23 protein-coding genes are annotated in these 21,835 nt (G+C 67.1%); 15 read left to right on the forward strand and 8 right to left on the reverse strand.

Annotation, left to right across the window (positions count from 1 at the left end; all coding sequences use genetic code 11):
* Positions 1–1,156, reverse strand: a protein-coding gene (locus ACXDF8_RS22985) for an IS3 family transposase (protein WP_457223387.1) whose coding sequence is annotated in 2 segments (ribosomal slippage) — positions 1–869 and positions 872–1,156 — 1,154 coding nt annotated over the 2 segments. Because the reading frame shifts where the segments join, the coding sequence is not laid out codon by codon here. This gene is flagged as partial in the annotation.
* 96 nt (positions 1,157–1,252) lie between these two features.
* Between ACXDF8_RS22985 and ACXDF8_RS22990 the strand changes: the two genes are divergently transcribed.
* Both ACXDF8_RS22990 and ACXDF8_RS22995 read left to right on the forward strand, forming a co-directional pair.
* A complete protein-coding gene (locus tag ACXDF8_RS22990; RefSeq protein ID WP_457225584.1) occupies positions 1,253–1,705 on the forward strand; it encodes a hypothetical protein in 453 nt (150 codons plus the stop codon).
* Between the two features lie 381 nt (positions 1,706–2,086).
* Positions 2,087–2,350 carry a hypothetical protein gene (locus ACXDF8_RS22995; RefSeq protein ID WP_457225585.1) on the forward strand — a complete coding sequence of 88 codons (264 nt, stop codon included), beginning with the start codon at positions 2,087–2,089 and terminating at the stop codon, positions 2,348–2,350.
* A 123-nt stretch (positions 2,351–2,473) separates the two neighbouring features.
* Here the strand turns inward: ACXDF8_RS22995 and ACXDF8_RS23000 are convergent, their stop codons facing one another.
* Positions 2,474–2,830, reverse strand: coding sequence for a nuclear transport factor 2 family protein (locus ACXDF8_RS23000; protein ID WP_457225586.1), 357 nt, complete (start codon positions 2,828–2,830; stop codon positions 2,474–2,476).
* A 219-nt stretch (positions 2,831–3,049) separates the two neighbouring features.
* Here ACXDF8_RS23000 and ACXDF8_RS23005 point away from each other — a divergent pair, with 219 nt between their 5' ends.
* Positions 3,050–3,307, forward strand: coding sequence for a DUF3297 family protein (locus ACXDF8_RS23005; RefSeq protein ID WP_457225587.1), 258 nt, complete (start codon positions 3,050–3,052; stop codon positions 3,305–3,307).
* On the opposite strand, the gene ACXDF8_RS23010 is transcribed toward ACXDF8_RS23005, so the two are convergent.
* The 3 genes from ACXDF8_RS23010 to ACXDF8_RS23020 form a co-directional block, all read right to left on the reverse strand.
* Positions 3,304–4,236 (reverse strand): polyphosphate kinase 2 family protein, encoded by a 933-nt coding sequence (locus ACXDF8_RS23010; RefSeq protein ID WP_457225588.1) that lies wholly within the window; start codon positions 4,234–4,236, stop codon positions 3,304–3,306. The genes ACXDF8_RS23005 and ACXDF8_RS23010 overlap by 4 nt on opposite strands.
* 30 nt (positions 4,237–4,266) lie before the next feature.
* Complete coding sequence (locus tag ACXDF8_RS23015) at positions 4,267–6,777, reverse strand: plasma-membrane proton-efflux P-type ATPase (RefSeq protein ID WP_457225589.1); 2,511 nt, start codon at positions 6,775–6,777, stop codon at positions 4,267–4,269.
* A 501-nt stretch (positions 6,778–7,278) separates the two neighbouring features.
* On the reverse strand, positions 7,279–7,644 hold the full coding sequence (locus ACXDF8_RS23020) for a hypothetical protein (protein ID WP_457225590.1): 366 nt from the start codon (positions 7,642–7,644) through the stop codon (positions 7,279–7,281).
* 57 nt (positions 7,645–7,701) lie between these two features.
* On the opposite strand from ACXDF8_RS23020, the gene ACXDF8_RS23025 reads away from it, so the two are divergent.
* Together ACXDF8_RS23025 and ACXDF8_RS23030 are read left to right on the forward strand one after the other, a co-directional pair.
* Positions 7,702–8,127: a hypothetical protein gene (locus tag ACXDF8_RS23025; protein WP_457225591.1), complete on the forward strand. Its 426-nt coding sequence runs from the start codon at positions 7,702–7,704 to the stop codon at positions 8,125–8,127.
* Positions 8,128–8,182: 55 nt separating this feature from the next.
* The gene (locus ACXDF8_RS23030) at positions 8,183–8,971 is read left to right on the forward strand and encodes a bestrophin-like domain (protein WP_457225592.1); all 789 of its coding nucleotides are present in this window, start codon (positions 8,183–8,185) and stop codon (positions 8,969–8,971) included.
* A gap of 19 nt (positions 8,972–8,990) precedes the next feature.
* Here the strand turns inward: ACXDF8_RS23030 and ACXDF8_RS23035 are convergent, their stop codons facing one another.
* Positions 8,991–9,518, reverse strand: a complete 528-nt coding sequence (locus tag ACXDF8_RS23035; RefSeq protein WP_457225593.1) for a hypothetical protein — start codon at positions 9,516–9,518, stop codon at positions 8,991–8,993.
* 178 nt (positions 9,519–9,696) lie between these two features.
* Here ACXDF8_RS23035 and ACXDF8_RS23040 point away from each other — a divergent pair, with 178 nt between their 5' ends.
* Complete coding sequence (locus tag ACXDF8_RS23040) at positions 9,697–10,965, forward strand: histidine phosphatase family protein (RefSeq protein ID WP_457225594.1); 1,269 nt, start codon at positions 9,697–9,699, stop codon at positions 10,963–10,965.
* Between the two features lie 10 nt (positions 10,966–10,975).
* Here ACXDF8_RS23040 and ACXDF8_RS23045 read toward each other — a convergent pair whose 3' ends face one another.
* Positions 10,976–11,728 carry an O-methyltransferase gene (locus ACXDF8_RS23045; protein ID WP_457225595.1) on the reverse strand — a complete coding sequence of 251 codons (753 nt, stop codon included), beginning with the start codon at positions 11,726–11,728 and terminating at the stop codon, positions 10,976–10,978.
* A gap of 43 nt (positions 11,729–11,771) precedes the next feature.
* On the opposite strand from ACXDF8_RS23045, the gene ACXDF8_RS23050 reads away from it, so the two are divergent.
* The 7 genes from ACXDF8_RS23050 to ACXDF8_RS23080 all read left to right on the forward strand — a co-directional run bounded on the left by ACXDF8_RS23050 (position 11,772) and on the right by ACXDF8_RS23080 (position 19,676).
* Positions 11,772–12,617, forward strand: coding sequence for a methyltransferase family protein (locus ACXDF8_RS23050; RefSeq protein WP_457225596.1), 846 nt, complete (start codon positions 11,772–11,774; stop codon positions 12,615–12,617).
* A gap of 15 nt (positions 12,618–12,632) precedes the next feature.
* Positions 12,633–14,867: an MMPL family transporter gene (locus ACXDF8_RS23055; RefSeq protein WP_457225597.1), complete on the forward strand. Its 2,235-nt coding sequence runs from the start codon at positions 12,633–12,635 to the stop codon at positions 14,865–14,867.
* Between the two features lie 76 nt (positions 14,868–14,943).
* The gene (locus tag ACXDF8_RS23060; protein ID WP_457225666.1) at positions 14,944–16,002 is read left to right on the forward strand and encodes a type III polyketide synthase; all 1,059 of its coding nucleotides are present in this window, start codon (positions 14,944–14,946) and stop codon (positions 16,000–16,002) included.
* Positions 16,002–16,511 carry an isoprenylcysteine carboxyl methyltransferase family protein gene (locus tag ACXDF8_RS23065; protein WP_457225598.1) on the forward strand — a complete coding sequence of 170 codons (510 nt, stop codon included), beginning with the start codon at positions 16,002–16,004 and terminating at the stop codon, positions 16,509–16,511. Before ACXDF8_RS23060 ends, ACXDF8_RS23065 begins: the two co-directional genes overlap by 1 nt.
* Complete coding sequence (locus ACXDF8_RS23070; protein ID WP_457225599.1) at positions 16,508–17,524, forward strand: NAD(P)/FAD-dependent oxidoreductase; 1,017 nt, start codon at positions 16,508–16,510, stop codon at positions 17,522–17,524. Before ACXDF8_RS23065 ends, ACXDF8_RS23070 begins: the two co-directional genes overlap by 4 nt.
* 282 nt (positions 17,525–17,806) lie before the next feature.
* Complete coding sequence (locus ACXDF8_RS23075; protein ID WP_457225600.1) at positions 17,807–18,853, forward strand: acetyltransferase Pat; 1,047 nt, start codon at positions 17,807–17,809, stop codon at positions 18,851–18,853.
* Between the two features lies 1 nt (position 18,854).
* Positions 18,855–19,676, forward strand: coding sequence for a shikimate 5-dehydrogenase (locus ACXDF8_RS23080; protein WP_457225601.1), 822 nt, complete (start codon positions 18,855–18,857; stop codon positions 19,674–19,676).
* 34 nt (positions 19,677–19,710) lie between these two features.
* On the opposite strand, the gene lpqN is transcribed toward ACXDF8_RS23080, so the two are convergent.
* Positions 19,711–20,409: an envelope biogenesis lipoprotein LpqN gene (lpqN, locus tag ACXDF8_RS23085; protein ID WP_457225602.1), complete on the reverse strand. Its 699-nt coding sequence runs from the start codon at positions 20,407–20,409 to the stop codon at positions 19,711–19,713.
* 219 nt (positions 20,410–20,628) lie between these two features.
* Between lpqN and ACXDF8_RS23090 the strand changes: the two genes are divergently transcribed.
* A complete protein-coding gene (locus ACXDF8_RS23090; protein WP_457225603.1) occupies positions 20,629–21,105 on the forward strand; it encodes a TspO/MBR family protein in 477 nt (158 codons plus the stop codon).
* A gap of 61 nt (positions 21,106–21,166) precedes the next feature.
* Positions 21,167–21,835 carry a DUF5642 family protein gene (locus ACXDF8_RS23095; protein WP_457225604.1) on the forward strand — a complete coding sequence of 223 codons (669 nt, stop codon included), beginning with the start codon at positions 21,167–21,169 and terminating at the stop codon, positions 21,833–21,835.

Raw genomic sequence — 21,835 nt, forward strand, 5'->3', positions numbered from 1 at the left:
GTCATGATGGCTTCGAATTCGATGGGGGTCAATCGGCCCAAGCGGGCTTGCCTTCGACGGCGGTGGTAGGTGCGTTCTATCCACGTGACGATCGCGATGCGGAGGTCATCGCGGGTGGGCCAGCGTTGGCGGTCGAGGACGTTGCGTTGCAGCAGAGAGAAGAAGCTTTCCATGGCGGCGTTGTCCCCGGCGGAGCCGACCTGTCCCATGGAGCCGAGCATCTGATGGCGCCGTAGCGACCGCTGGAGTTTTCGGGAACGAAATTGGCCGCCCCTGTCGGTGTGCAACGTGCAACCAGCGACTGTGCCGCCGCGGCGGGCTACGGCGGACTCGATCGCGTCAACGGCCAATTGTGAGGTCATCCGCTCAGCGATGGAGTATCCGACAATTCGGTTGGACCACACGTCCTTGACCGCACACATGTAGACCTTGCCCTCAGCGGTCGGGTGCTCGGTGATATCACTGAGCCACAACCGATTTGGTCCCAGCGCAGTGAACTTGCGACGCACCAGATCCTCGTGCGCCGGGGCGCCAGGTAAGCCCTTGCGGCCGCGACGTCTCTTGCCGAACGCACACCACCATTGGTTGATCGAGCAGATCTTCCACACCGTACGTTCACTGACGTTGTGGCCGGCGGCGCGGACCTGATCGAACAACAGCCGGTAACCGAACTCAGGATCCTCGCGGTGGGCGTCGAAGATCGCATTCGCCAAATGCGCCTCGTCGTACTCGGCGTCGGTGACTGGACACGACAGCCAGGCGTAATAGTGCTGGCGGTGAAGCTTCAAGACCCGACACGAGACCGCCACCGGCACCCGGATCGGGGCACCGGCTGCGGCCAGCTCCTTCACGAGCGGGTAGAGCCTTTTCCCGGTAGCGATCCTCGCGCCAGATAGGCCGCCGCCTTGCGCAAGACCTCGTTCTCTTGCTCTAGCAGGCGATTGCGCCGCTTGAGCTCTCGGTTCTCTCGCAGCACATCCGGGGCTGCGACCGACTTCGGGCCTTCATCGGCATCAGCCATACGAAGCCACGAATTCAGCGTGGTCTGGTGAATCCCGAAATCGCGAGCGACCTGCTCCACAGACACCCCAGGGCCACGCTCGCGCGCCACCCGCACCACGTCACGGCGGAACTCCTCGGGGTAGGGCTTAGGCACAACGACATCCTTCCAGCCTGACAGCTCGTCAAGCGATTTCAGATGTCACAGATCCGTTCATCAGCCCCGGTTAAGGTTCAAGCCCCGAGTGGCTCGGTGACACAAACCCCCGATGGCGCACTGCGTATCCAGTACAGCGCTGCCAACCCGTTCGCGCCGCCGGTCGCGCAAGCACCGCCCGGGCCATTGACGGATCACTCATGGACCGTCAACGGCGACCTCGTATTCACTCCCGGCATCGATGGAGTACATATCGACGGCACTCGCGGGGATTATCCGTCGCTGGAGGTCTATCAGGATTTGCCCGACGGCAGGACGCACACCGTGCTGATAGACCCGGCGGACTCCGGCAGGTCTTGGGGTCCACTTGCGAATCTGCCCTTCCACCATGATGTCGGTAGCGGCGGACGAGCATTTGAGCCGTTCGACACCGGCGGATGGAATCCAAAATACGACGTGCGGGTTCCGTTGCCGTCAACTGACTTCGGTCTGCCGACCAGCCCGCCGTCGGTTCCGCCCCTGCCGACGACGACTGTGGTGCGGTCCTGATCTCCGAAAGGCGCTCCAGAACATGAGGGTGAATTCACGGCTTCAGGTCGGCGGCGGGCGTGTTTGGGGCGCGGCAACGTGGGCCGCACCGTTCACGATGGAATTCGTGACGGGAGCCCTCGCCCTAGTCTTGTGGGTGTTGCGACGAACAGATCATGCTGCTGGATCATCCCGCACCTGGTTCTTGGCCGGGGTGCTGATCACCGCATTGATATCGATGTTGCTCTCTGGGCTGCTCTGTAGCTGGTCGTCGCCACGGATTCGCGGTGTCGGTCTCAGCTTGGCCGGCTCCGCGGCGGTTCTTTCGGTTGCGGGGATCGTCGTCGCCTTCGTGCTGTACTCGTAACCCGGGAGGTGGTTCAGATCACGACGGATCAGTCGGTGCCGCGTCACGGCGCGATCGGCTTCGCTGCAGCGACCGTCAATGTCCTGGTCGGCACACTCGCGGCGTGGACGTCGTTCCCGTATTTCTTGCTGTACGTCTACTTCGTACCGCTCATCGTCGTCGACCTGATTCTTGCGGTGTTCCTTGCCAGGCGTTCCGGCCTGGCGGCACAAGCCGGCCGCGGAATGCTCATCGGTCTGCTATCGGTACCGCTTGCGCCGGCAGTCATTTGGTTCTGTTTTCTCGCAAGTTCTCGGTAGCGTTCGCGCCGACTGCGCAGACCGGTCGCACGGCTGTTTGAGAATGGGGCAGTAGGTCGGAATGCGATCTACAACAGCATGTCTGGCGTACTTAGCCGGTAGCTCCACTCAAGTTCGACTACTTCAGGGCAGAACGAGATATGTTCCGTGCCCTTCGACCACCAGGCCCTCGGCGAATCGCAGCACTTCGTTGACCTGGCCACCGGCTTGGTTGCGATAGGCGATGACGATGGTGTCGATTCCGCGGTAGACGCCTTCGATCTCGAAGTGAAGATCCGCGATCTGCTGCAGGGCCCTGGTCCAGTAGTCGCGCAGCGCGGCCTTGCCGCTGATGATTCCCCTCGTGTGCGGCAGGAGCTTGGCGGCCACGGGTGAGGTGAACACCACGTCGTCGTGAAAATGGAGAAGGACCGACTCGATGTCGTGCGCATTCCATGCCGCAACCCATAGCTCACTGAAGGCGACGGCGTCCGGTGTCACGGTGGAGCACGTTAGTCGCCGGGTCTTCGGCGGCGCCAGTGGTTTACCGGACCGGCCAGTCGTGACCGACACCGCGAGTCCTGCTAATGGGTCGGCGGGGGCCTGGAGCAGCCACGTACCTGCTCGTGGTGCCACCGTCCTCGGGAGGAGCAGCGTCGCGTAGGTTCGGGAGGATCAGACCCAAGGACCTCACCCAGCAGTGAACGAACGAAAGCCATCATGACCGAGAATCAGACCTCCGACGTTCCTCCGAATCACCTGTCCATCGATCCGCGCAGCCCCTTCTACAACGAAGAGGCGCTCACCCGCGATGTGGGTATCCGCTTCAACGGCGCCGAGAAAATCAACGTCCATGAATACAACGTGGCCGAAGGCTGGGTGCGTGTGGAGGTTCCCACCGCCAAGGACCGCCGCGGAAATCCCATGGTCATCAAGCTCACCGGCACCGTGGAGCCGTATTTCCGCTCAGCGGACTAGCCGAGGGCCGTGGGCTGTGTCGCCGGCGCGGCCTCGGTTGCGAGTAGTTCCGTTTTCGCCTGCGCCAGTTCGGCTTTGGTGGCGGCGTCGACCTGTGGGTAGTGCGGATCGAGCCCCCGAAGCGTATTCAGCAGCACTGCCGACGTCGACAAGTGACTGAACCATTTGTGGTCTGCGGGAATCACATGCCAGGGTGCCCAGTCGGTGCTGGTGTGGCTGAGCATGTCGGCGAAGGCCCGCTGATAGTCGGCCCAGAAGCGGCGCTCCCGCAGGTCGTCGGCGGAGAACTTCCAGTTCTTCTCGGGCTCGTCGATGCGCGCCAGGAATCTGCGCTTTTGCTCATCCTTGGACAGGTTGAGGAACACCTTGACGATGATCGTCCCGTTGTCGGCGAGGTAGCGCTCCCAGTCGTTGATGTCGCGGTAGCGCCGCTGCCAGATGTCGCCTGAGTCGAGGACGGCGGTACGCGGCCACAACAACTCCGGGTGCACGCGGGTGACGAGCACGTTCTCGTAGTGGGACCGGTTGAACACCGCGATACGCCCCAGTTCGGGCAGCGCGGTCTGGTGGCGCCACAGGTAGTCATGGGCCCGCTCGGCCGCCGAGGGCGCCTTGAAGCTGTGCACATCGACCCCCTCGGGATTGAGACCCCGCATGACGTGCTTGATGGTGCCGTCTTTGCCCGCCGCGTCGATGCCTTGAAGAACGATCAGCAGCGACCGGTCGGCCTGCGCCAAGAAGCGGTCCTGCAGATCCAGGAGCGCCGCCTCGGCCTCGGCGAGGGCCGCAGTGCCGGCGTCCTTCCCCAGCTGCTCGTCGTGTCGGCCGGGATCGAAGTCTCTTGCCAGGTCCACTTTCGATCCGGGCGCGACCCGGGTGGCCTCGGCCAACGTCTTCCACTGCACCGACACCATCGCCTCCTGGTCCACTCGGTGTTCGGACGGGCCTTCCTGTGTCGATCACACTCGACCGACCGCCGTGCGTCCGTCGGCCTCCACCCGCCTGGGTTTCACCGGGTCGAGGATCCGGTAGGCGAGGAGTTTCGCACGGTCGCTGATGAGGAACCACACCAGTGCATACCCCCACACCACCGCCGCCCACTTCCAGCCGAGCGGCGTCATGAACACCCCGTAGACGGCGATCAGGGTGGCGACGGCCTGAGTGCCGAGGACCGCGATCAGCAGGATGCGGGACGGGCGGATCGACCAGAACGGCCCACGGGTCCGGGTCAGGAAGATCGTCAGGTGTCCGGCTACGGACAGCATGAGGTACATCAGGGTCTGCACGCGCGGGTGGCCGAGGTCCAAGACGCGGTCACCCAGATAGAAAAGGCCGAACGAGGCGATCGGTCCAAGCACACCCAGCACGGTCGCGATCCCCAGCACCAGGCGCATGTTCCAGGCTTCGGGTGCGTTGCGGTAGTGGACCTTGTCGTAGGCGATCGACAGGATGGCGCCGTCGTTGAGCAGCGCGAGCATCACGATCATGATCGCGGTCAGCGGATAGAAGTTGAAGACGAGGATGGCCAGCGTCATGAACAGCAGTACACGCAGGGTTTCGGCGATGCGATAGATCGCGTAGCTGGTCATCCGTTGGAAGATCTTGCGGCTCTCCTTGACCGCGTCGATGATCACCGACAGCCCCGGGGTCAGCAGCACGATGTCGGCGGCCGCGCGGGCGGCGTCGGTGGCCCCGGAGACCGCGATGCCGCAGTCGGCTTTCTTCAGTGCGGGGGCATCGTTGACGCCGTCGCCGGTCATCCCGACGATATGGCCGAGCTTCTGCAGGACATCGACGATGTGGTACTTGTGCTCGGGAAAGACTTGGGCGAATCCATCGGCCCGCTCAATGGAGGTGGCCACCGCCGCCGATTCGTCCTTGTTGACCTCGCCCAGGCCTTTGGCGTCGAGGATGTCGGTGCCCAAACCGACCTTGGCGGCGGTCTCCCTGGCGATGGCCAGCGCATCACCGGTCACCATCTTGACGGCGACGCCCATCTCCCCGGCGGTCGCAATGGTGGCTGCGGCGTCTTCGCGTGGCGGGTCGAACAACGGCAGCACGCCGACGAATCGCCAGTCGCCGTCACCTTCAGCGCGGGCCACTCCCAGGGACCGGAAGCCGTGGGCGGCGAAGTCGTCGACGGCGGCCTCGACCGTCGGCATGACCTGCGCAGCGTTGGCGGCCAGCGCCAGAATGACTTGTGGGGCACCTTTGGTGACCCGGAAGGTGGTCCCATTCGCGGTGGTGACGGTGGCCTCGGTCCGTTTGTGGACCGGGTCGAACGGTGCGAAATGCGTGACCGTGTAAGCCTTCAGAACTGATGCGTCGTCGAGGCCACCGAGTACCGCCCGGTCGATCGGGTCGTCATTGTCGGTGCGGGAGGCCAACGCGCCGTCGAGCACCACCGTCGCGGGCGTGACGCCCTCGACGGCGAACGGAGTGCCCAACGTCAAGGAGTTCTGGGTCAGGGTCCCGGTTTTGTCCGCGCACAGCACGTCGACGCCGGCGAGTTCCTCGATGGCCACCAGCCGGCTGACGATGGCCTGTTTCTTGGCCAGCAGGCGCGCGCCGACGGCCATCGTCACCGAAAGCACGGTCGGCATCGCCACCGGGATTGCGGCCACGGTCAGTACCAATGCGAACTGCAGGGTGGTCAGGATCGCGTTGCCGCGCACGAGCGAAGCCACGAAGATCACCGCGACGAGCACGACGGCCAAGATGATCAGGGAGTTGCCGATCTTGAGCACGGCCCGTTGGAAGTGGCTCACGGTGTGTGCGTCCTGGACCAGTTCGGCGGTCTTACCGAAGTAGGTGCCGGATCCGGTGGCGTAGACCAGGGCGTCGATCTCACCCTGTCGGACGATCGATCCGGAAAACACCGCGTCGCCGGTCGTGCAGGTGGCGGGCAGCGATTCCCCGGTCAGAGCGGACTGGTCGACCTCGATCTCGTCGCCGTCCAGCAGCCGGGCGTCGGCGGGGACGATGTCGCCGAGCCGCAACCGGATGACATCGCCGGGTACCAGCTCGCGCGACGGGGAGGTCGTCCACGCGCCGTCGCGGATGACGCGGGCGTTGATCGCCAGCTTGGCCTTGAGTGCGTCAATAGCGTTGCCGGCCTGGCGTTCCTCGGTGTATCCAACCGCGCCGTTGGCCACGAGCAGCACCAGGATGATGAAGAAATCCGGCCAATGTCCGACCGCGCCGGACAAGATCACGGCGATCTCGATCATCCACGGGATCGGACCCCAGAAGTAGCTCAGGAACTTCAGCAGCGGGTTCGTCTTGTGTTCGGCTATCTCGTTGGGCCCGTACTGGTGCAGCCGCTTCGCGGCGTCGGCCGCGCTCAGCCCGTCGGGGGAGTAATCGAGCTGTTCTTTGACATCGGCGAGCGGCGCCGACTTCAGATCGGTGGCTGACCCCGCATCGCCGGCCTGGCGATGCTGAGTAGGGCGGGGCGTATCGGGTGTCATCGCGTCAGTTCGCATCCGCGGCCGCACCGGAGGGTTCGCTGCACCGGTGGACCGAACGGCAGTCTGTTCATGGTGCATCCCCAGTGGTTCGGTTCACCGTAGGGTCTGGTGTGAGCGGCCGCCGACCACAGCACAGTGGCCGGCAGTCAACCCCATCCCAGACCGGCTGAGGTTCTCAACCATGGCCGACGCTACACCTCCCCGGGGTGCGACGACCCGGTGACCGAAGACCAGCTATCTTGGGAAAACGCTGTATAGCCGCTGTTGCTGGCCGGCGGACCAGGTGACTTCGGCTCGCCAGCAGCTGATCGACGCAATCAACCTGTTGCGCAGGGTAATTGCCACGGACGATCGTGTGACGGGGCGATTCGAGCCGGGCGGCCTGATCCCTGGCCTCGGGCACTCAACGCCCTCGTGTGCCGTCAACGCCTATCCCTAGCGTCACGGGGGGTTGCCATGAGCGAGATGTTGTGCAGTCCGGTCCGGTACCGTACCGTCAGCCTAGTTGACATCCCGATCAGGACTTGCTCGTGACGTCCGCAAGTGCCTCGACTCGACGTCGACCTTCTCCTCGTCGGTGAGCCCGACGGGCAGCTCGCGCACGTAGAAGTCAGACGTGTCGACGATGAATTCCCTTGCCGCGCAGCCTAACTCGCTGATCGACAACACCGCCTCGCCGGTGTCACCGTCGGTGGTGAGGCTCAACGCCGCTGTCTCATTGACCACCCGGCGAGCCGGGATCGCGCTGGTCTCGTCGTACCAGACATCGGGCAGCGACTCGCCGAACAACTGCTCATACCGCTGCTGAAAGTCGCTGAACGAGAAGGATTTTCGGGATGGCGCAGGGCTTTCTCCCTGGGCATCCACCGGGACGTGATGGAGGTAGCCGTCGATCTAGCGGTTGGCCGTAGGCCGGTGAACAGAATGAAAGCGTGCCAGGCCTGGTCCGCCATCGACGAGTGCATCTCCGAACGCGAAGCTCGGGCTCGCCTCGCGCAGGACGAGGTACCGCCTGGCTTCGGTGAACAGCTGCTCGGCCTGGACGGCGCTGTCGGCAACCCGATCCTTGACGAGTCGGTCGAGGACATCGCCGCGTCGAAGGTCAACGCCTCGGCAAGTCGGCCGTCGAGCGCCATGGTCTCTTACCGAACTCGGAAACAGAGCGCGGTGGCGGATCGGCCGGTGGGGCTGGTCACCGTGAGGCGTCCGGCGGTCTCGGTGGTGTTGTTCCCGGGCATGGTCTTCTCCCTCGGTTCCCGGGCCGTTTGGGCGCTGCCGGGTCGATGCGTCAACTGTGGCCGACGCCCCGCCGGTGTCCGCCGATCGACGAACACGGCGCGGTTACGCTGAACCCGCGCGGGTCGATCCCGACGCCGCCTACAGTCGAGTTGGGTTGGGGATCGCGATGAGCGGGTGGCTGGTAGCCCACATTCCTCCGGGTCTTCTTCTGGTGGGCCTGATCGTGCTGGTCTCGGGCGGGGCGATGCTGGTCGTGCGGCACGTTCGGCGCCGCTTTTCCGCGCTCACTCGCGACGAGCACAATGACGTCACCAAGTTCACCTACGGGTTCATCGGATTCATCTACGCCTTCTTCATCGGATTCGTCGTCTCCTCGATGTGGAGTCAGATCAACACCGCCGACGCGAACGCCCGCGCCGAGGGTGCTGCGGCAGTTGAAATAGCCAGGACTGCAACTGCTTTCGGCAAGGGTGACGCCGACCGTATCCGTCAGGCCCTGCTCGACTACGAGCTGGGCGCCATCGCCGAGTGGGTCGGTGACGGAGCGCGCTTGCCGGGGGTCGACGCGGCGCTGGACCGGCTGTCGGTGGCCTACGACCAGGCCGACGCCACCACCGACATTCAGAAGTCGGTGCTGAGCGCGTCGTACTCCAACCTCGACAAGATCAGCCAGGCGCGCACCGTGCGGCTGTTGACCGCTCGCGAGGACGCCGGGCCGCCGTGGCCGTTGTGGGCCGTCATCTTCCTGACGAGTGCGATGGTGGTGGGCACCGTCGTCATCTACGGCGTCGAGAAGCCCGCTATGCACTACCCGATGGTTGCGATCGTGGGACTGATAGTGGCCGCCAACCTGTTCCTTATCCTCGAACTGTCCCACCCCTACCTGGGCGGGATCGCGACCACGTCGGATCCGCTGCGCGAGGTCGTCGCAGTCCTGCGGCAACCGGCCGGGTGAGCGGCGCCGCTGCGCGCACTTATCGGGTGCTGCCGCCCACTTCGGCGGGCAGCGGTGGCGGCAGCGGTGTGGTGGAGGTCGGTGTCGTCGAGGTGGGTGTGGATGTCGGGGTCCCGCTCGTCGTGGTGGAGGCCGAAGACGCCTGCTGGCCGTGGAAATCCACCCATGCCTCCGTGCGGACCGTGCTGCCGCCGGAGCTGATCACCAGCGACGCCGAGCTCACCGCGTAGGTGATGCCGTCGTTGACCGCCTGGTAGGAACCGCTGCCGTTGCTGGTGGCGGTCAGCACCAGCTTGGCGCCGTCGCGGACCCGCACCCCGCGGTACTGATAGCCGCCGGCGGAGGTCTTGCAGATCGCCACCCGTGAGGTGTCCGTGCTGCCGAACAACACGGCCGTATCCGGGGTGGTGCACCGCGCCGTCGAGTCGACGTAGCCCTGGGAGTCCGACGCGGGTGCGGCGCCGGCGTGTGGCAGCGCGGTGAACAACAGAGCCGAAGATGCCGCGGCCGCCGCAACGCCGACGGCGCGGATCGCAAGAGGGGACATCTCATCCACAACACCACGAGACCGGGCTCGGTGCGACCATACGGGCGCACTCTCAACGAGATCGTTAGTGACCCGACACCGGGACGAAAGCTCTGTAGACAGATTTCGCTTTATGTACTGTGACCACGCGCACATCGAAAGGGGAGTCGGGATGCAGGGTTGCCGGGGTGGCGCGTCGATGCCGCGCCACGTCATGAAAGTTCTGGCCACGGTCGTCGCCGCCGTCGGACTGCTGCTCGGGGCGGCGCTGCCGGCTTGGGCCGCCGATGTCATCACGCTCACCTGGGTGCGCCATGGTGAGTCCACCGGCAACGTCGCCGGCGCCGGTATCGACACCACGGTGCCCGGACCCCACCTGACCGCCCTCGGCGAGGAGCAGGCCCTCGCCGTCGCCCAGCAGCTCAAAGACGGTGGCTACGACAGCATCTACGTCTCCGACATGATCCGGACCCACGAAACCGCCGCGCCGTTGGCCACGCTGACTGGGTTGACCCCGATCCAGGAGGGCGGCTTCCGCGAGATCAGCGCAGGCATCTTCGAGGGATCGCCCATCGACAGCGGTCTGGGGCGTCTGGGCTACTTCCTGATCCCCGCGGCCTGGACATTCGGCCTGCGCAGCCTGCCCATCCCGTTGGGGGAGGTCGGCACCTCGTTCGACGCCCGGGTCGACGGCGCCATCGACGACGTCATCGCCAATGGCGACGTCAAGCCGGTGATCTTCTCGCACGCTGCCACGATCATGGCCTGGACGATGATGAACGTCGACAACCCGGATCCGCTGCTGGTGCTCACCCACCCGCTGGGCAACACCGCCGTCGTGGTCGTCACGGGCAACCCCGAGGACGGCTGGACCTTGGTGAGCTGGGACGGCATCGCGATCGATCCGAACCCGTCGCTGGTGACCGAGCTGTTCGTGAACTTTCGCAATCTCGTGGTGGCCCCGCAGGACAGCTTCTTCGACGTCACCCAGGCTCTGCGCAGTGGTGACCTGAAGGCCGTGGTGGACTCGATCCGCGCCGGGGTGGTCGACATTGCCACCGCGACCGTCACCTTCGCGCGGGACACCGTCACCGACATCGCGCAGGCGATCGGCGCTGCGCTGCCCGCCCCGCCGGGCGCCGCGGTCAAGGGCCGGACCGAGAAGTCCGTCCCGGCCGCCGGTACAGATGCCGCCGGTGGAGGCACTGTCGCGGTGCAGACCCGGACCGAGATCGATGCGGCGCAGACGGACGACGCCCCGGCCACTGCGGCCAACGGCGCCACCGATCTCTCCGACGGCAACAAGACCGGGCCGGCCAAGGCCGCGGCCGCCAGCCGCCGCGGCGGAGCGCTGCGGGCGGTGTCCGACCGGTCCGGCGCCGCGGGTGCGACGAGCACCGGAAGCGGCAGCGACGGAGCCGGGAAGGGCACCGGGTCCAGCGCCCGGCCCCACCAGGATGCCGCCTGACCCGCAGACCTCAGCCCAGGTACTGCGATTCGAGCACCAAGTCGGGAACCAGCGTCTGGTATTCCATGTGGGCGCGGTGCTCCACCGTCTGCCAGGACTTCCCCTGCTGTACGCGCATGTACGCCCGGTACTTCGGCGAGCCGGGGAAGCCGACGTTGTCGGCCACGACCACCGAGCCCGGATGCAGCCAGCCGCGGTCGAGGATGCTGAGCAGGTCGGCCAGGTAGGCATTCTTGTCGTGGTCGATGAACAACAGATCGACTGTGCCCGAGGTGATTCCATACTCGTCGCGCATCACATCGAGGGTGTGGCCCCCGTCGCCGATCGTGCCGACGACGCACGTGACCCGGTCGCCGACCCCGGCATAGGCCCAAATCCGCCTTGCCACTTCGGCATTGGCCTGCGCCAGTTCGATCGAGAACACCCGGGTCGTGGGCGCGGCCCCGGCGATGCGCAGCGCGCCGTATCCACAGTAGGTACCCAGTTCCACCGCCAGCCGCGGATTCGCGCGGCGCACCGCGGCGTCGAGCAGCCTGCCCTTCTCGTCGCCGATGTTGACCAGGAATGACTTCGCGTAGGCGTAGGTATCCAACGCTGCCAGCACGTCGTCGATGTCGCCGCGGCGGGCATTGGCCTCGACGTAGTCGGCTGCCGCGGCCTCCCGGCCGTCCCCGACCTGGCCGGTGCGGTTGAAGTTGCGGATGCCGATGCCGGTGCGTACCAACGACCATCGCAACAGCGGCAAATGCCGGCGAAGACTCATGGCGCCACGTTACGTTGTCGGTAGGGGAGTCACCGGAGGTTGCGTGCGGGGATCGTCATCATCGTCGTCAGCCACCCGGCCCGGCCCGAAGCCCGGCGGCCGCGCCGTCGTGGCGGTGCTCTACGGCGTTGCCTGCCATACGTCGTTCGTCCTCGGCGTCGCCGCGATGATGGTCGCGATGTACTTCGGGATGAGCCGGTCACTGGGCGTCCTGCCGGCGCCGTGGAGCTGGATCGCCAATGTCGTTCTGCTGCTGCAGTTCCCGATCGCCCACTCGCTTCTGCTCACCCGTCCAGGCCGGCTGGCGCTGACCCGGTTGGCACCGCCCGGCACCGGCGCCACGCTGGCGCCCACCACGTTCGTGACGGTCGCTGCGCTGCAGGTGTTCACGCTCTTCGCGCTGTGGACGCCTTCCGGGATGATCTGGTGGCGTGCCGACGGCGTCGCGGCGGCGATCCTGCTGGTCGCCTACGGCGGCTCTTGGCTGCTGCTGTTCAAGGCAATGGTCGACGCCGGGCTGTCGCTGCAGACCGGCAGCCTGGGTTGGGTCGCGCTGCTACGCGGGCGGGCTCCGGTGTTTCCGCCGATGCCCACAATGGGCTTGTTTCGGCTCACCCGCCAACCGATCTACCTGGCATTCACGCTGACTCTGTGGACAGTTCCGACCTGGACGCCCGACCAGCTGGGCGTCGCCCTGACGCTCACGGCGTACTGCCTGGTCGCGCCGTCGTTCAAGGAAGCCCGCTTCCGCCGGGTGTACGGTGCGTCCTTCGACGCCTACGCCCGCCGGGTGCCGTACTGGTTACCGTGTCTGCACCGGCGGACAGTGTCGGAAAAGCCTTGTGAACCCGCTGCCCGTGGTGTACGTATCACCAGGAAGCAGGGCTGACCGAAGGACGAATCATTGCTGCGAGGGATAGCCCGCCTAGCCATCGCCGCGCCGCGGCGGGTGATCGCGGTTGTGGTGCTGGCCATGGTGGCTATCGGCATCTTCGGGGTGCCGGTCGCCAAGAGCCTGTCACCCAGCGGCTTCAACGATCCCGGCTCGCAGTCGTCGCGGGCCGCGCAACTGCTCACCGACAAGTTCGGGCAGGGTGACGTCCAGCTGCTGGTGATCGTCACCGCGCCGGACCGCTTCGACAGCTCGGCGGGACGCGCCGCCGCCGACGATGTCATCGCTGCGCTGAAGCGCTCGGGTCACGTCGCCGGGATCACTTCGGCGTGGACCTCGCCCCCGCCGGCCGCAGCCGCCCTGGTCAGCCGGGACCGCAAGTCGGGACTCATCGTCGCCGGGATCACCGGGGCCGAAGACAAACAGCAGGCCTATGCCAAGGACCTCTCCGACCAGATCACCCGCGATCGTGACGGTGTCGTCGTGCGCACCGGCGGTACGGCGATGGTCAACCTCCAGGTGACTGAGCAGTCCCAGCACGACCTGCTGCTGATGGAGTCCATCGCGGTGCCGCTGAGCTTCCTCGTTCTGGTGTGGGTCTTCGGCGGACTGTTCGCCGCCGCCCTGCCGGTCGCGGTCGGGCTGACCGCCATCCTGGGGGCCCTTGCCGTCCTGCGAGTCACCACCTTCTTCACCGACGTGTCGATCTTCGCGCTGAACCTGACCACCGCGATGGGCCTGGCGCTGGCCATCGACTACACCCTGCTGATGATCAGCCGTTATCGCGACGAACTGGCCGACGGCTCGGATCGCGCGGACGCGCTGATGCGCACCATGCAGACGGCGGGCCGCACCGTGCTGTTCTCGGCCACCACCGTCGCCCTGTCGATGGGTGCGATGGTGCTGTTCCCCATGCACTTCCTGAAGTCGTTCGCCTACGCCGGGGTGGCCACCGTCGCGTTCGCGGCCCTGGCCGCGATCGTGATCACCCCAGCGGCGATCACCCTGCTTGGCGAGCGTCTCGACAGCCTCGACGTCCGTCGCCTGGCCCGCCGGATCCTGCGCCGCAGGGAACCCGAACAGCGTCCTGTTGAACAGCAGTTCTGGTATCGCTCAACGAAATTCGTGATGAAAAGGGCGGTGCCGATCGGATTGGCCGGCGTGGTGGTGCTCCTGGTTCTCGGTGCCCCGTTCCTGGGTGTGCGCCCCGGCTTCCCCGACGACCGAGTGCTGCCGGCCTCGGCGTCGGCGCATCAGGTGGGCGATCAGCTGCGCAGCGACTTCACCAACAACTCCGAGACGGCCGTGCCGGTCCTCATCCCGGACGCGACCGGACTGTCCGACGGCCAGATCGCCCGCTACGCCGCCGACTTGTCCCGCGTCCCCGACGTCTCCGTGGTGTCGGCGCCGATGGGGGCGTTCGTCGGCGGCAAATTGGCCGGACCGCCCGTCGCGGCCACCGGACTGGCCTCCGGCAGCGCGCTGCTCACCGTGGAGAGCATCGCGCCGTTATTCTCCGACGCCTCCGAGGATCAGCTCGACCGGCTGCACGCCGTCGCCACCCCCGACGGCCGCGGCGTCGAATTCGCCGGCACCGCCCAGACCAACCGGGACAGCGTGCACGCGATCGCCTCGCGATTGCCCGTCGTGCTCGGACTCATCGCGGTGATCATGCTGGTGCTGCTGTTCCTGCTGACCGGCAGCGTCGTGCTGCCCATCAAGGCGCTGGCGCTCAACGTCTTGTCGCTGACAGCAGCCTTCGGGGCGATGGTGTGGATCTTCCAGGACGGCAACCTGGGCGCACTGGGCACCACCTCGACCGGGACGCTGGTGGCGAACATGCCGGTGCTGCTGTTTTGCATCGCATTCGGTCTGTCGATGGACTACGAGGTCTTCCTCGTCTCGCGGATCCGCGAGTTCTGGCTCGCCTCCCCACAGGGCGACGTGGACAACGACGAGAGCGTCGCGCTGGGGGTGGGCCACACCGGCCGGGTGATCACCGCCGCCGCCTTGATCATGGCCATTTCGTTCGCCGCGCTGATCGCCGCCCACGTGTCGTTCATGCGGATGTTCGGGCTCGGTCTGGCCCTTGCTGTGCTCGCCGACGCCACTCTGGTGCGCATGGTGTTGGTGCCCGCGTTCATGCACGTTATGGGCAAGTGGAACTGGTGGGCGCCGAAACCGCTGGTCAAGGTCCACCAGAAGCTAGGAATATCCGAAGCGGGCCCGGCCCGGCATACTCAGTGACGTGTCAAGAAAACGGCTCAATGGCAACGACGGTGAACCGGCCCCGACCGGTCCTCGTGTCCATGACATGCGTCCGATCAGCGTCATCGCCGGTGTCCGGGGTGAACTTCCCCCGTTGCGCTTCAGCCAGGCAGAGATCACCGAAGCCTTCATCAACATTGCGGGCTACGAGGAACACGAGCAGGTCGTCCGGGCCCTTCACCGCAGCGCCAAGGTTGACAGCCGGCACTTCATCCTGCCGCTCGAGCGATACGCAGGCCTGACCGACTTCGGGCAGGCCAACGACCTGTTCCTGGAGCACGCGGTGGAACTCGGCTCCGCGGCGGTGTCCGGAGCGCTCGAGGAAGCCGGGCTGCGGCCCGAAGACGTCGACCTCATCGTGTCGACGACGGTCACCGGTATCGCGGTGCCCTCGCTGGACGCCCGGATCGCCGGTCGGCTGGGTATGCGGCCCGACGTTCGGCGGGTTCCGCTGTTCGGGCTGGGTTGCGTCGCCGGCGCGGCGGGGGTGGCCCGCCTGCACGACTACCTGCGCGGCGCCCCCGACGGGGTAGCGGTGCTGGTGTCGGTGGAACTGTGCTCGCTGACCTATCCGGGCGCCAAACCCGACATGGCCAGCCTGGTCGGCAGCGCCCTGTTCGCCGACGGGGCGGCGGCCGTGGTCGCGGTCGGTGAGCGGCGGGCCGAGAAGATCAACGCCACCGGACCCGATGTCCTGGACTCCCGCAGCCATCTGTATCCGGACTCGTTGCGCACCATGGGCTGGGACGTGGGTTCCTCCGGCCTGCGCCTGGTGTTGTCCGCGGACCTGCCCGAAGTCATCGAGCGGTACCTGCGCGCCGACGTCACCGGCTTCCTCGGCGACCACGGACTCGACCTCGACGACATCGCCACCTGGGTCAGCCACCCGGGCGGCCCGAAGATCATCGAAGCCATCGTGGCCAGCCTCGACCTGCCCGACGATGCCCTGGAGCTGACCTGGCGGTCGCTGGCCGACATCGGCAACATCTCCTCGTCGTCGGTGCTGCACGTGCTGCGCGACACCATCGCCAAATCCCCGCCGGCCGGCCCAGGCCTGCTGATGGCGATGGGACCCGGCTTCTGCTCGGAACTCGTTCTGCTGCGCTGGCATTGATGAGCTGGTACGTACTGCTGATCGCGGCGGTCGGTGTCGAGCGTCTCGGTGAGTTGGTCGTCGCGCAGCGCAATCTCGCCTGGAGCCGATCCCAGGGTGGGGTGGAGTTCGGGGCGCGGCACTATCCGGTGATGGTGGTCCTGCACACCGGCCTGCTGGCCGGGTGCCTGGCCGAGGCGATCGGATTGCACCGCCCGTTCCTGCCCGCCCTCGGCTGGCCCATGTTGGCGATTGTGGTTGCCGCCCAAGGCTTGCGGTGGTGGTGCATCACCACCCTGGGGCGGCAGTGGAACACCCGGGTGGTCGTCGTTCCCGGCGCGCCGCGCGTCACCGGCGGCCCGTACCGGTTCTTGCCCCACCCCAACTATGTCGCTGTCGTCGCCGAAGGCGTCGCGCTGCCGCTGGTCCACAGCGCCTGGATCACCGCCGCGGTGTTCACGGTGCTCAACGCGGCGCTGCTGCGAACCCGTATCCGCACCGAAGACGCCGCCCTGGCCAGCCTCACGTGATCGATCTCCTGGTCGCGGGCGGTGGGCCGGCCGGTCTGGTGACCGCGCTACACGCCGCGCGGGCCGGGATGAGCGTGACGGTGCTCGAGCGCCGCGCGGTGCCCGTCGACAAGGCCTGCGGTGAGGGGCTGATGCCGCACACTGTGGCACACCTGCGCGATCTCGGAATCGCGCCGTACGGCAAACCGTTTCGCGGGATCACCTATCTGGACTCCGGCCATCGCGTCGAAGCGCCGTTTCGGGCCGGCTCCGGGCTGGGGGTACGTCGCACCACACTGCACGCGGCGTTGTCCGAGGCGGCGCAGGCGGCGGGCGTCGACGTGGTCCACACCGACATCGGGCCGGTCGACCAGGACGCGACCTCGGTGCGGTGCGCAGGCCTACAGGCGCGGTACCTGGCCGCCGCCGACGGATTGCACTCACCGATCCGGCGATCGCTCGGGCTGAGCCTGCCCAGCCGCGGAACCCGCCGTTGGGGGATACGCCGGCACGTTCACACCGCACCGTGGAGTGACTGCGTCGAGGTCTACTGGGGCGACGGTGCCGAAGCCTATGTGACACCGGTGGCCGACGACTGCGTGGGCGTGGCGATCCTGACCTCGAAGCAGGGATCGTTCGAGAGCCGGCTGACCGAATTCCCCGAATTGAGCGCACGTCTGCAGGGGCGACCGCTCGGTCCGCAGCGGGCCGCCGGGCCACTGCGGCAGCGGGTTTCGAACCGCACCGCGGGCCGGGTGATGCTCGTCGGAGACGCCGCCGGCTACGTCGACGCGCTGACCGGTGAGGGTCTGGGCATCGCGTTCGGCGGCGCCGAGCTGGTGGTGGGGTGCGTGCTGGCCGACCGGCCGGGCGACTACGACCGGCACTGGCGCCGGATGTCGCGCCGCTACCGACTGCTGACCGCTGGGCTGCTGCACGCTGTCGAGTCACCGTTGTTGCGGAGGCGGATTGTGCCCGCCGCCGCCGCACTGCCCCTGGCGTTCAACGGGATTGTCAACCTCCTGGCCTACTGACGGACTAGGCTGCGCCGCTATGGACGCCGGACCAGGCCCGGGTCGCGCTGTTGCCGGCCTCCGAGCAGTCTGCGTTCGTCACCGGGTACAACATCCCGGTCGGCGGTGGAACGAAAGCCGGCCGTGTGAAACATCCTGACAGGCAATCTCTTTCGCTGAAACGTGGCGGGTCACCGCCGTCGGCCGCCCTTGCAGTGGCAGAGATCACGACGCGTTGCGCCGAATCGCTCCGGCACTGTCTGGCTCGTCGGTAACCTCGATGGGGATGACTATGGAGGTCGCATGACGGCGGAGGGCGGCGAACGCGGCCTGGCGTCGGCCTTGGGTGCGACGCCGGAGTTGGTCGCGGCGCGGGCCGACGGGCTGGCCAAGATGGACGTGTTCGGTAACTGCTCGCCCGCCGTGCTGCGACCCCTGGCGGCGCGGTTGCGGCCGTTGCAGGCGCCGGCCGGCCAGGTGCTGATGCGCCAGGGCGAGCAAGCGGTTTCCTTTCTGCTGATCCAGTCCGGGCGGGCCGAGGTGCGCCACGCCGGTGAGGACGGTGAGGTGATTCGCGACGAGGTGAGCGCCGGGATGATCGTCGGCGAGATCGCATTGCTGCGCGACAAGCCGCGGTCGGCGACGGTGACCACGGCAGAGCCGCTCACCGGGTACATCGGCGACTGCGTGGCCTTCGGGATCATGGCCGAGCTCCCGGGCATCACCGAACGCCTGCTGCGTACCGCCCGCCAGCGGATGGCCGCCTTCGTCACCCCGATCCCGGTGACCCTCAAGGACGGAACCGTGTTGATGTTGCGGCCGGTGCTGCCGGGCGACAGCGCGCGCACCTCCAACGGGCCGGTCGAGTTCTCCACCGAGACGCTCTACCGCCGCTTCATGTCGATGCGGGCACCGAGCATGGCGCTGATGAACTACCTGTTCCAGGTGGACTACGTCGACCACTTCGTGTGGGTGCTCGTCGACGGCCCGGACGGCCCCGTCGTCGCCGACGTGCGATTCGTGCGCGACGAGGCGGACCCCTCGATCGCCGAGATCGCCTTCATCGTCGGCGACGCCTATCAGGGCCGCGGCATCGGCAACTTCCTGATGGATGCCGTGGCCATCGCGGCCAACGTCGGGGGAGTGGAGAGCTTCACCGCCCGAGTGCTGATCGACAATATACCGATGCGCACGATCCTCGACCGGTTCGGTGCACACTGGGAGCGCGACGAGCCCGGGGTGGTTACCACGGTCTTCAGCGTCCCGAAAATCGATGCGCTCCAAATCGATTCGGCACTGGCCACCGCGATCCGCGACTCCGCCCGCCAGGTGATCCGGGCGGTCGGCTGAGATGGCCAAACCCACCCTCAACAAGGACACCCGGCTGTGCATCTCGCTGGCCGGCCGGCCCAGCAACATCGGCACCCGATTCCACAACTACCTCTACGACCGGCTCGGGCTGGATTTCGTCTACAAGGCCTGCACGACCACCGATATCGCCGCCGCGATCGGCGGCGTGCGGGCGCTCGGCATCCGGGGCTGCTCGGTGTCGATGCCGTTCAAGCAGGATGTACTGGCGCTGGTGGACCACGTCGAGGAGTCCGCACGCGCCATCACCGCGGTCAACACCATCGTCAACGACGACGGCGTGCTGACCGCGTCCAACACCGACTACCTGGCCGTGCAGCGGCTCATCGCCGAGCACGGCCTCGACCCGTCGGCCAGCGTGCTGATCCGGGGCAGCGGTGGTATGGCGAGCGCGGTGGCAACCGCGTTTCGTGACAGCGGCTTCGGTGCGGGCACCATCGTCGCCCGCAATGCCGAGACCGGTGCCGCGCTGGCCGACCGGCTCGGCTATCGCTGGCGCGAGGAGGTGGGCGAGGTGCGTGCCCAGGTGATCGTCAACGTGACACCGATCGGCATGGCCGGCGGACCCGAGGAACGCGAACCCGCCTACGGCGACGACGTGGTCGCCGCGGCCGACACGGTCTTCGACGTCGTCGCCGTGCCGTCGGAAACCCCGCTGATCGTTGCCGCCCGCGCCGCCGGAAGGCACACCATCACCGGCGCGGAGGTGATCGCCCTGCAGGCCGCCGAGCAGTTCGAGCGCTACACCGGGGTGCGCCTGACTCCCGACCAGGTCGCCGAGGCCTCCGAGTACTCCCGGGCGTGATCCGGGGCCCAGCCCGGCGGCCCAGGCGGGTGACTCAGGGAGTGATCGTCGTCTTCTCGTCGATCACGCTGGTCGCGTCCATCAGCGGGCCCTCCTGGCCGTCGAGCGCGTCGGCGTTCATCTGCAGCACGTAGAGGCCGTCCTTGCCCGGGATCACCACCGTCTTCTGGGCGATGATCCGCTTGTTGCCGTCCTTGGTGTAGTTGCCCCCGAGCTGGGCAGCCTCGAATCCGCTCAGCGTGCTCTGGCTGGGATCACCGAGGGACTCCCAGCCCGGCAGGTTTTCCAACTCCCCGGGTGCCAGCTCCAGGATCTTCTTCGGGTCGACGTTGCCGGTCAGCTTGGAGACGATCGCGATGACACTCGGTGGGTCGTTGGGCACCTCGGGGGTGTCGAAGACGATCGCGGCATAGGCCCAATCAGGAGTCTGGGCACCCGCGTCCGACCATCCCGGCGGCATCGCCAGATCGATGTTCGGCGAACCGGGATCACCACGCTTGACCGGCGTCTCGGTGATCTGGTTCTCCTTGAGGTAGTCCTGAATGGTCTGTTTCTTAGCGGCCGCCGGGGTGGGGCTCGTCGAGGTCTTGGTGCTCGTCGAGGTGCTGGTGGAGGTCGAGGTGGACGTGGAGGTCTTGGTGTCGGCCTTGTCGTTCGAGCCGCAGCCGGCGACTCCAACGCTCAACGACACTGCGGCCAGGCTCGCCGCGGCTACCGCCGTCATCTTGTTCATCCGACGGATTCTCCTCAGGTGTTCGTGGCCGACTGCTGCCGGTGACCGGTCCACTGAGCAGCTTAATCGGCGTGGGGGTCGAAAGGCGCCGATTCCTGGGCAACTGCTGTGCCTCCGATGGGAGGCGCACCAAGTCGTTGCCGACGGCCTTCTGACATGGGTGTGACGGCCGGTGCGCCTGGGGATTACGGCGCGGACCGCGCGGGTAAGTTCGGACGCATGCGGAAGACGATTGTGGGAACAGCACTGGCCACCGCGGCGGCGGCGGTCGCCGGAAGCGTCGCCAGCCGCCAGGGCGTCGAGACTTGGTACCCCAGGCTGCGCAAACCCCGCTACGTCCCGCCCAACGCTGTCTTCCCCATCGCGTGGACCACGCTATACGCCGATATCGCCGTCACTTCCGCGGCCACCGTCGACCGCTTCCGCGCCGACGGGCAGGACGCCAAGGCACGCGCTTATCTTGCGGCTCTGGGCACTAACTTGGTGCTCAACGCCAGCTGGAGCTGGCTGTTCTTCAAGTTGCACAAGCTGGGCCCGTCGGTGGCCGTGGCCGGTGCGCTGGCGCTGAGCAGCGCGGATCTGGCGCGACGGTCCGCCGACGCCGATCCCAAGCTGGGTGCGGCCCTGACGCCCTATCCGCTGTGGTGCTCCTTCGCCACGGTGATGTCCGCCGACATCTGGCGGCTCAACCGCTGACCCGTCGCCGGGAGCCCGCGGTGCGCGTGCCCTCGCCGCGCGATCGGTGATATCAAGAACCGTGCGGCGGCTCGCGCTCTGGCTGATCTCAGCGCTCTTGCTGGTGTCGTGCGCGAGCCCACCGGCCGGCCCGCCTTCGGCGGCGTCGACCACCATGGCGCCGCCGAGCATCGCGCCGGTCGATCCCGCCCACATCAAACGCATCCGGCCGGCCCTGCCTGCCGGCTACGAGATCGCCGACGTGGCCGGCCCGGTGAGCGCCGCTGGCCTGTGGGGCTTCGGCGCCGGCTGGAGCGCGCAACCTCCGCAGTGCGCCACGTTGGCCGACCCGGCCCCCGCCGATCCTGCCGCCCGCGGCTACTCCGCCTCCGGCCCCGGCGGCATCGTCTACGTCGTAGTCGCGACGCCCCCGGCCGCCGTGCCCGTCGCCGATCTGGGCGGCGACTGCGCGCAGTGGAGCATGACCTTCGCGCACACCAGCGGGGCGGTGCGACTCATCGACGCCCCCCAGATCAACGGCGCCGAGACAATCGCGATGGCGGTCGACACCCGCACCGTCGTCGAGTCGGGCACCGAGACAGACGGCCAGGCCGTCACCGCGTTGGCCTGGCTCGACGGCCGCGTCGTCTACGTCACCCTGGTCACCGACCCGGGTTCGGTCCACGCCCCGCTGAGCTCGCAATTTGTTGGTGAGCTGCTGGTGAAGACCGTGTCGGCCCTGCGCGACTGA

The sequence above is a fragment of the Mycolicibacterium sp. CBM1 genome, from assembly GCF_054073305.1.

Coding starts and splice junctions, on each gene's coding strand:
- ACXDF8_RS23040 (WP_457225594.1), top strand. CDS start 9,697: ATGCCGCGCCACGTCATGAAAGTTCTGGCCACGGTCGTCGCCGCCGTC.
- ACXDF8_RS23035 (WP_457225593.1), bottom strand. CDS start 9,518: ATGTCCCCTCTTGCGATCCGCGCCGTCGGCGTTGCGGCGGCCGCGGCA.
- ACXDF8_RS23015 (WP_457225589.1), bottom strand. CDS start 6,777: ATGACACCCGATACGCCCCGCCCTACTCAGCATCGCCAGGCCGGCGAT.
- ACXDF8_RS23065 (WP_457225598.1), top strand. CDS start 16,002: ATGAGCTGGTACGTACTGCTGATCGCGGCGGTCGGTGTCGAGCGTCTC.
- ACXDF8_RS23045 (WP_457225595.1), bottom strand. CDS start 11,728: ATGAGTCTTCGCCGGCATTTGCCGCTGTTGCGATGGTCGTTGGTACGC.
- ACXDF8_RS23080 (WP_457225601.1), top strand. CDS start 18,855: ATGGCCAAACCCACCCTCAACAAGGACACCCGGCTGTGCATCTCGCTG.
- ACXDF8_RS23090 (WP_457225603.1), top strand. CDS start 20,629: ATGCGGAAGACGATTGTGGGAACAGCACTGGCCACCGCGGCGGCGGCG.
- lpqN (WP_457225602.1), bottom strand. CDS start 20,409: ATGAACAAGATGACGGCGGTAGCCGCGGCGAGCCTGGCCGCAGTGTCG.
- ACXDF8_RS23025 (WP_457225591.1), top strand. CDS start 7,702: ATGAAAGCGTGCCAGGCCTGGTCCGCCATCGACGAGTGCATCTCCGAA.
- ACXDF8_RS23005 (WP_457225587.1), top strand. CDS start 3,050: ATGACCGAGAATCAGACCTCCGACGTTCCTCCGAATCACCTGTCCATC.
- ACXDF8_RS23075 (WP_457225600.1), top strand. CDS start 17,807: ATGACGGCGGAGGGCGGCGAACGCGGCCTGGCGTCGGCCTTGGGTGCG.
- ACXDF8_RS23030 (WP_457225592.1), top strand. CDS start 8,183: ATGAGCGGGTGGCTGGTAGCCCACATTCCTCCGGGTCTTCTTCTGGTG.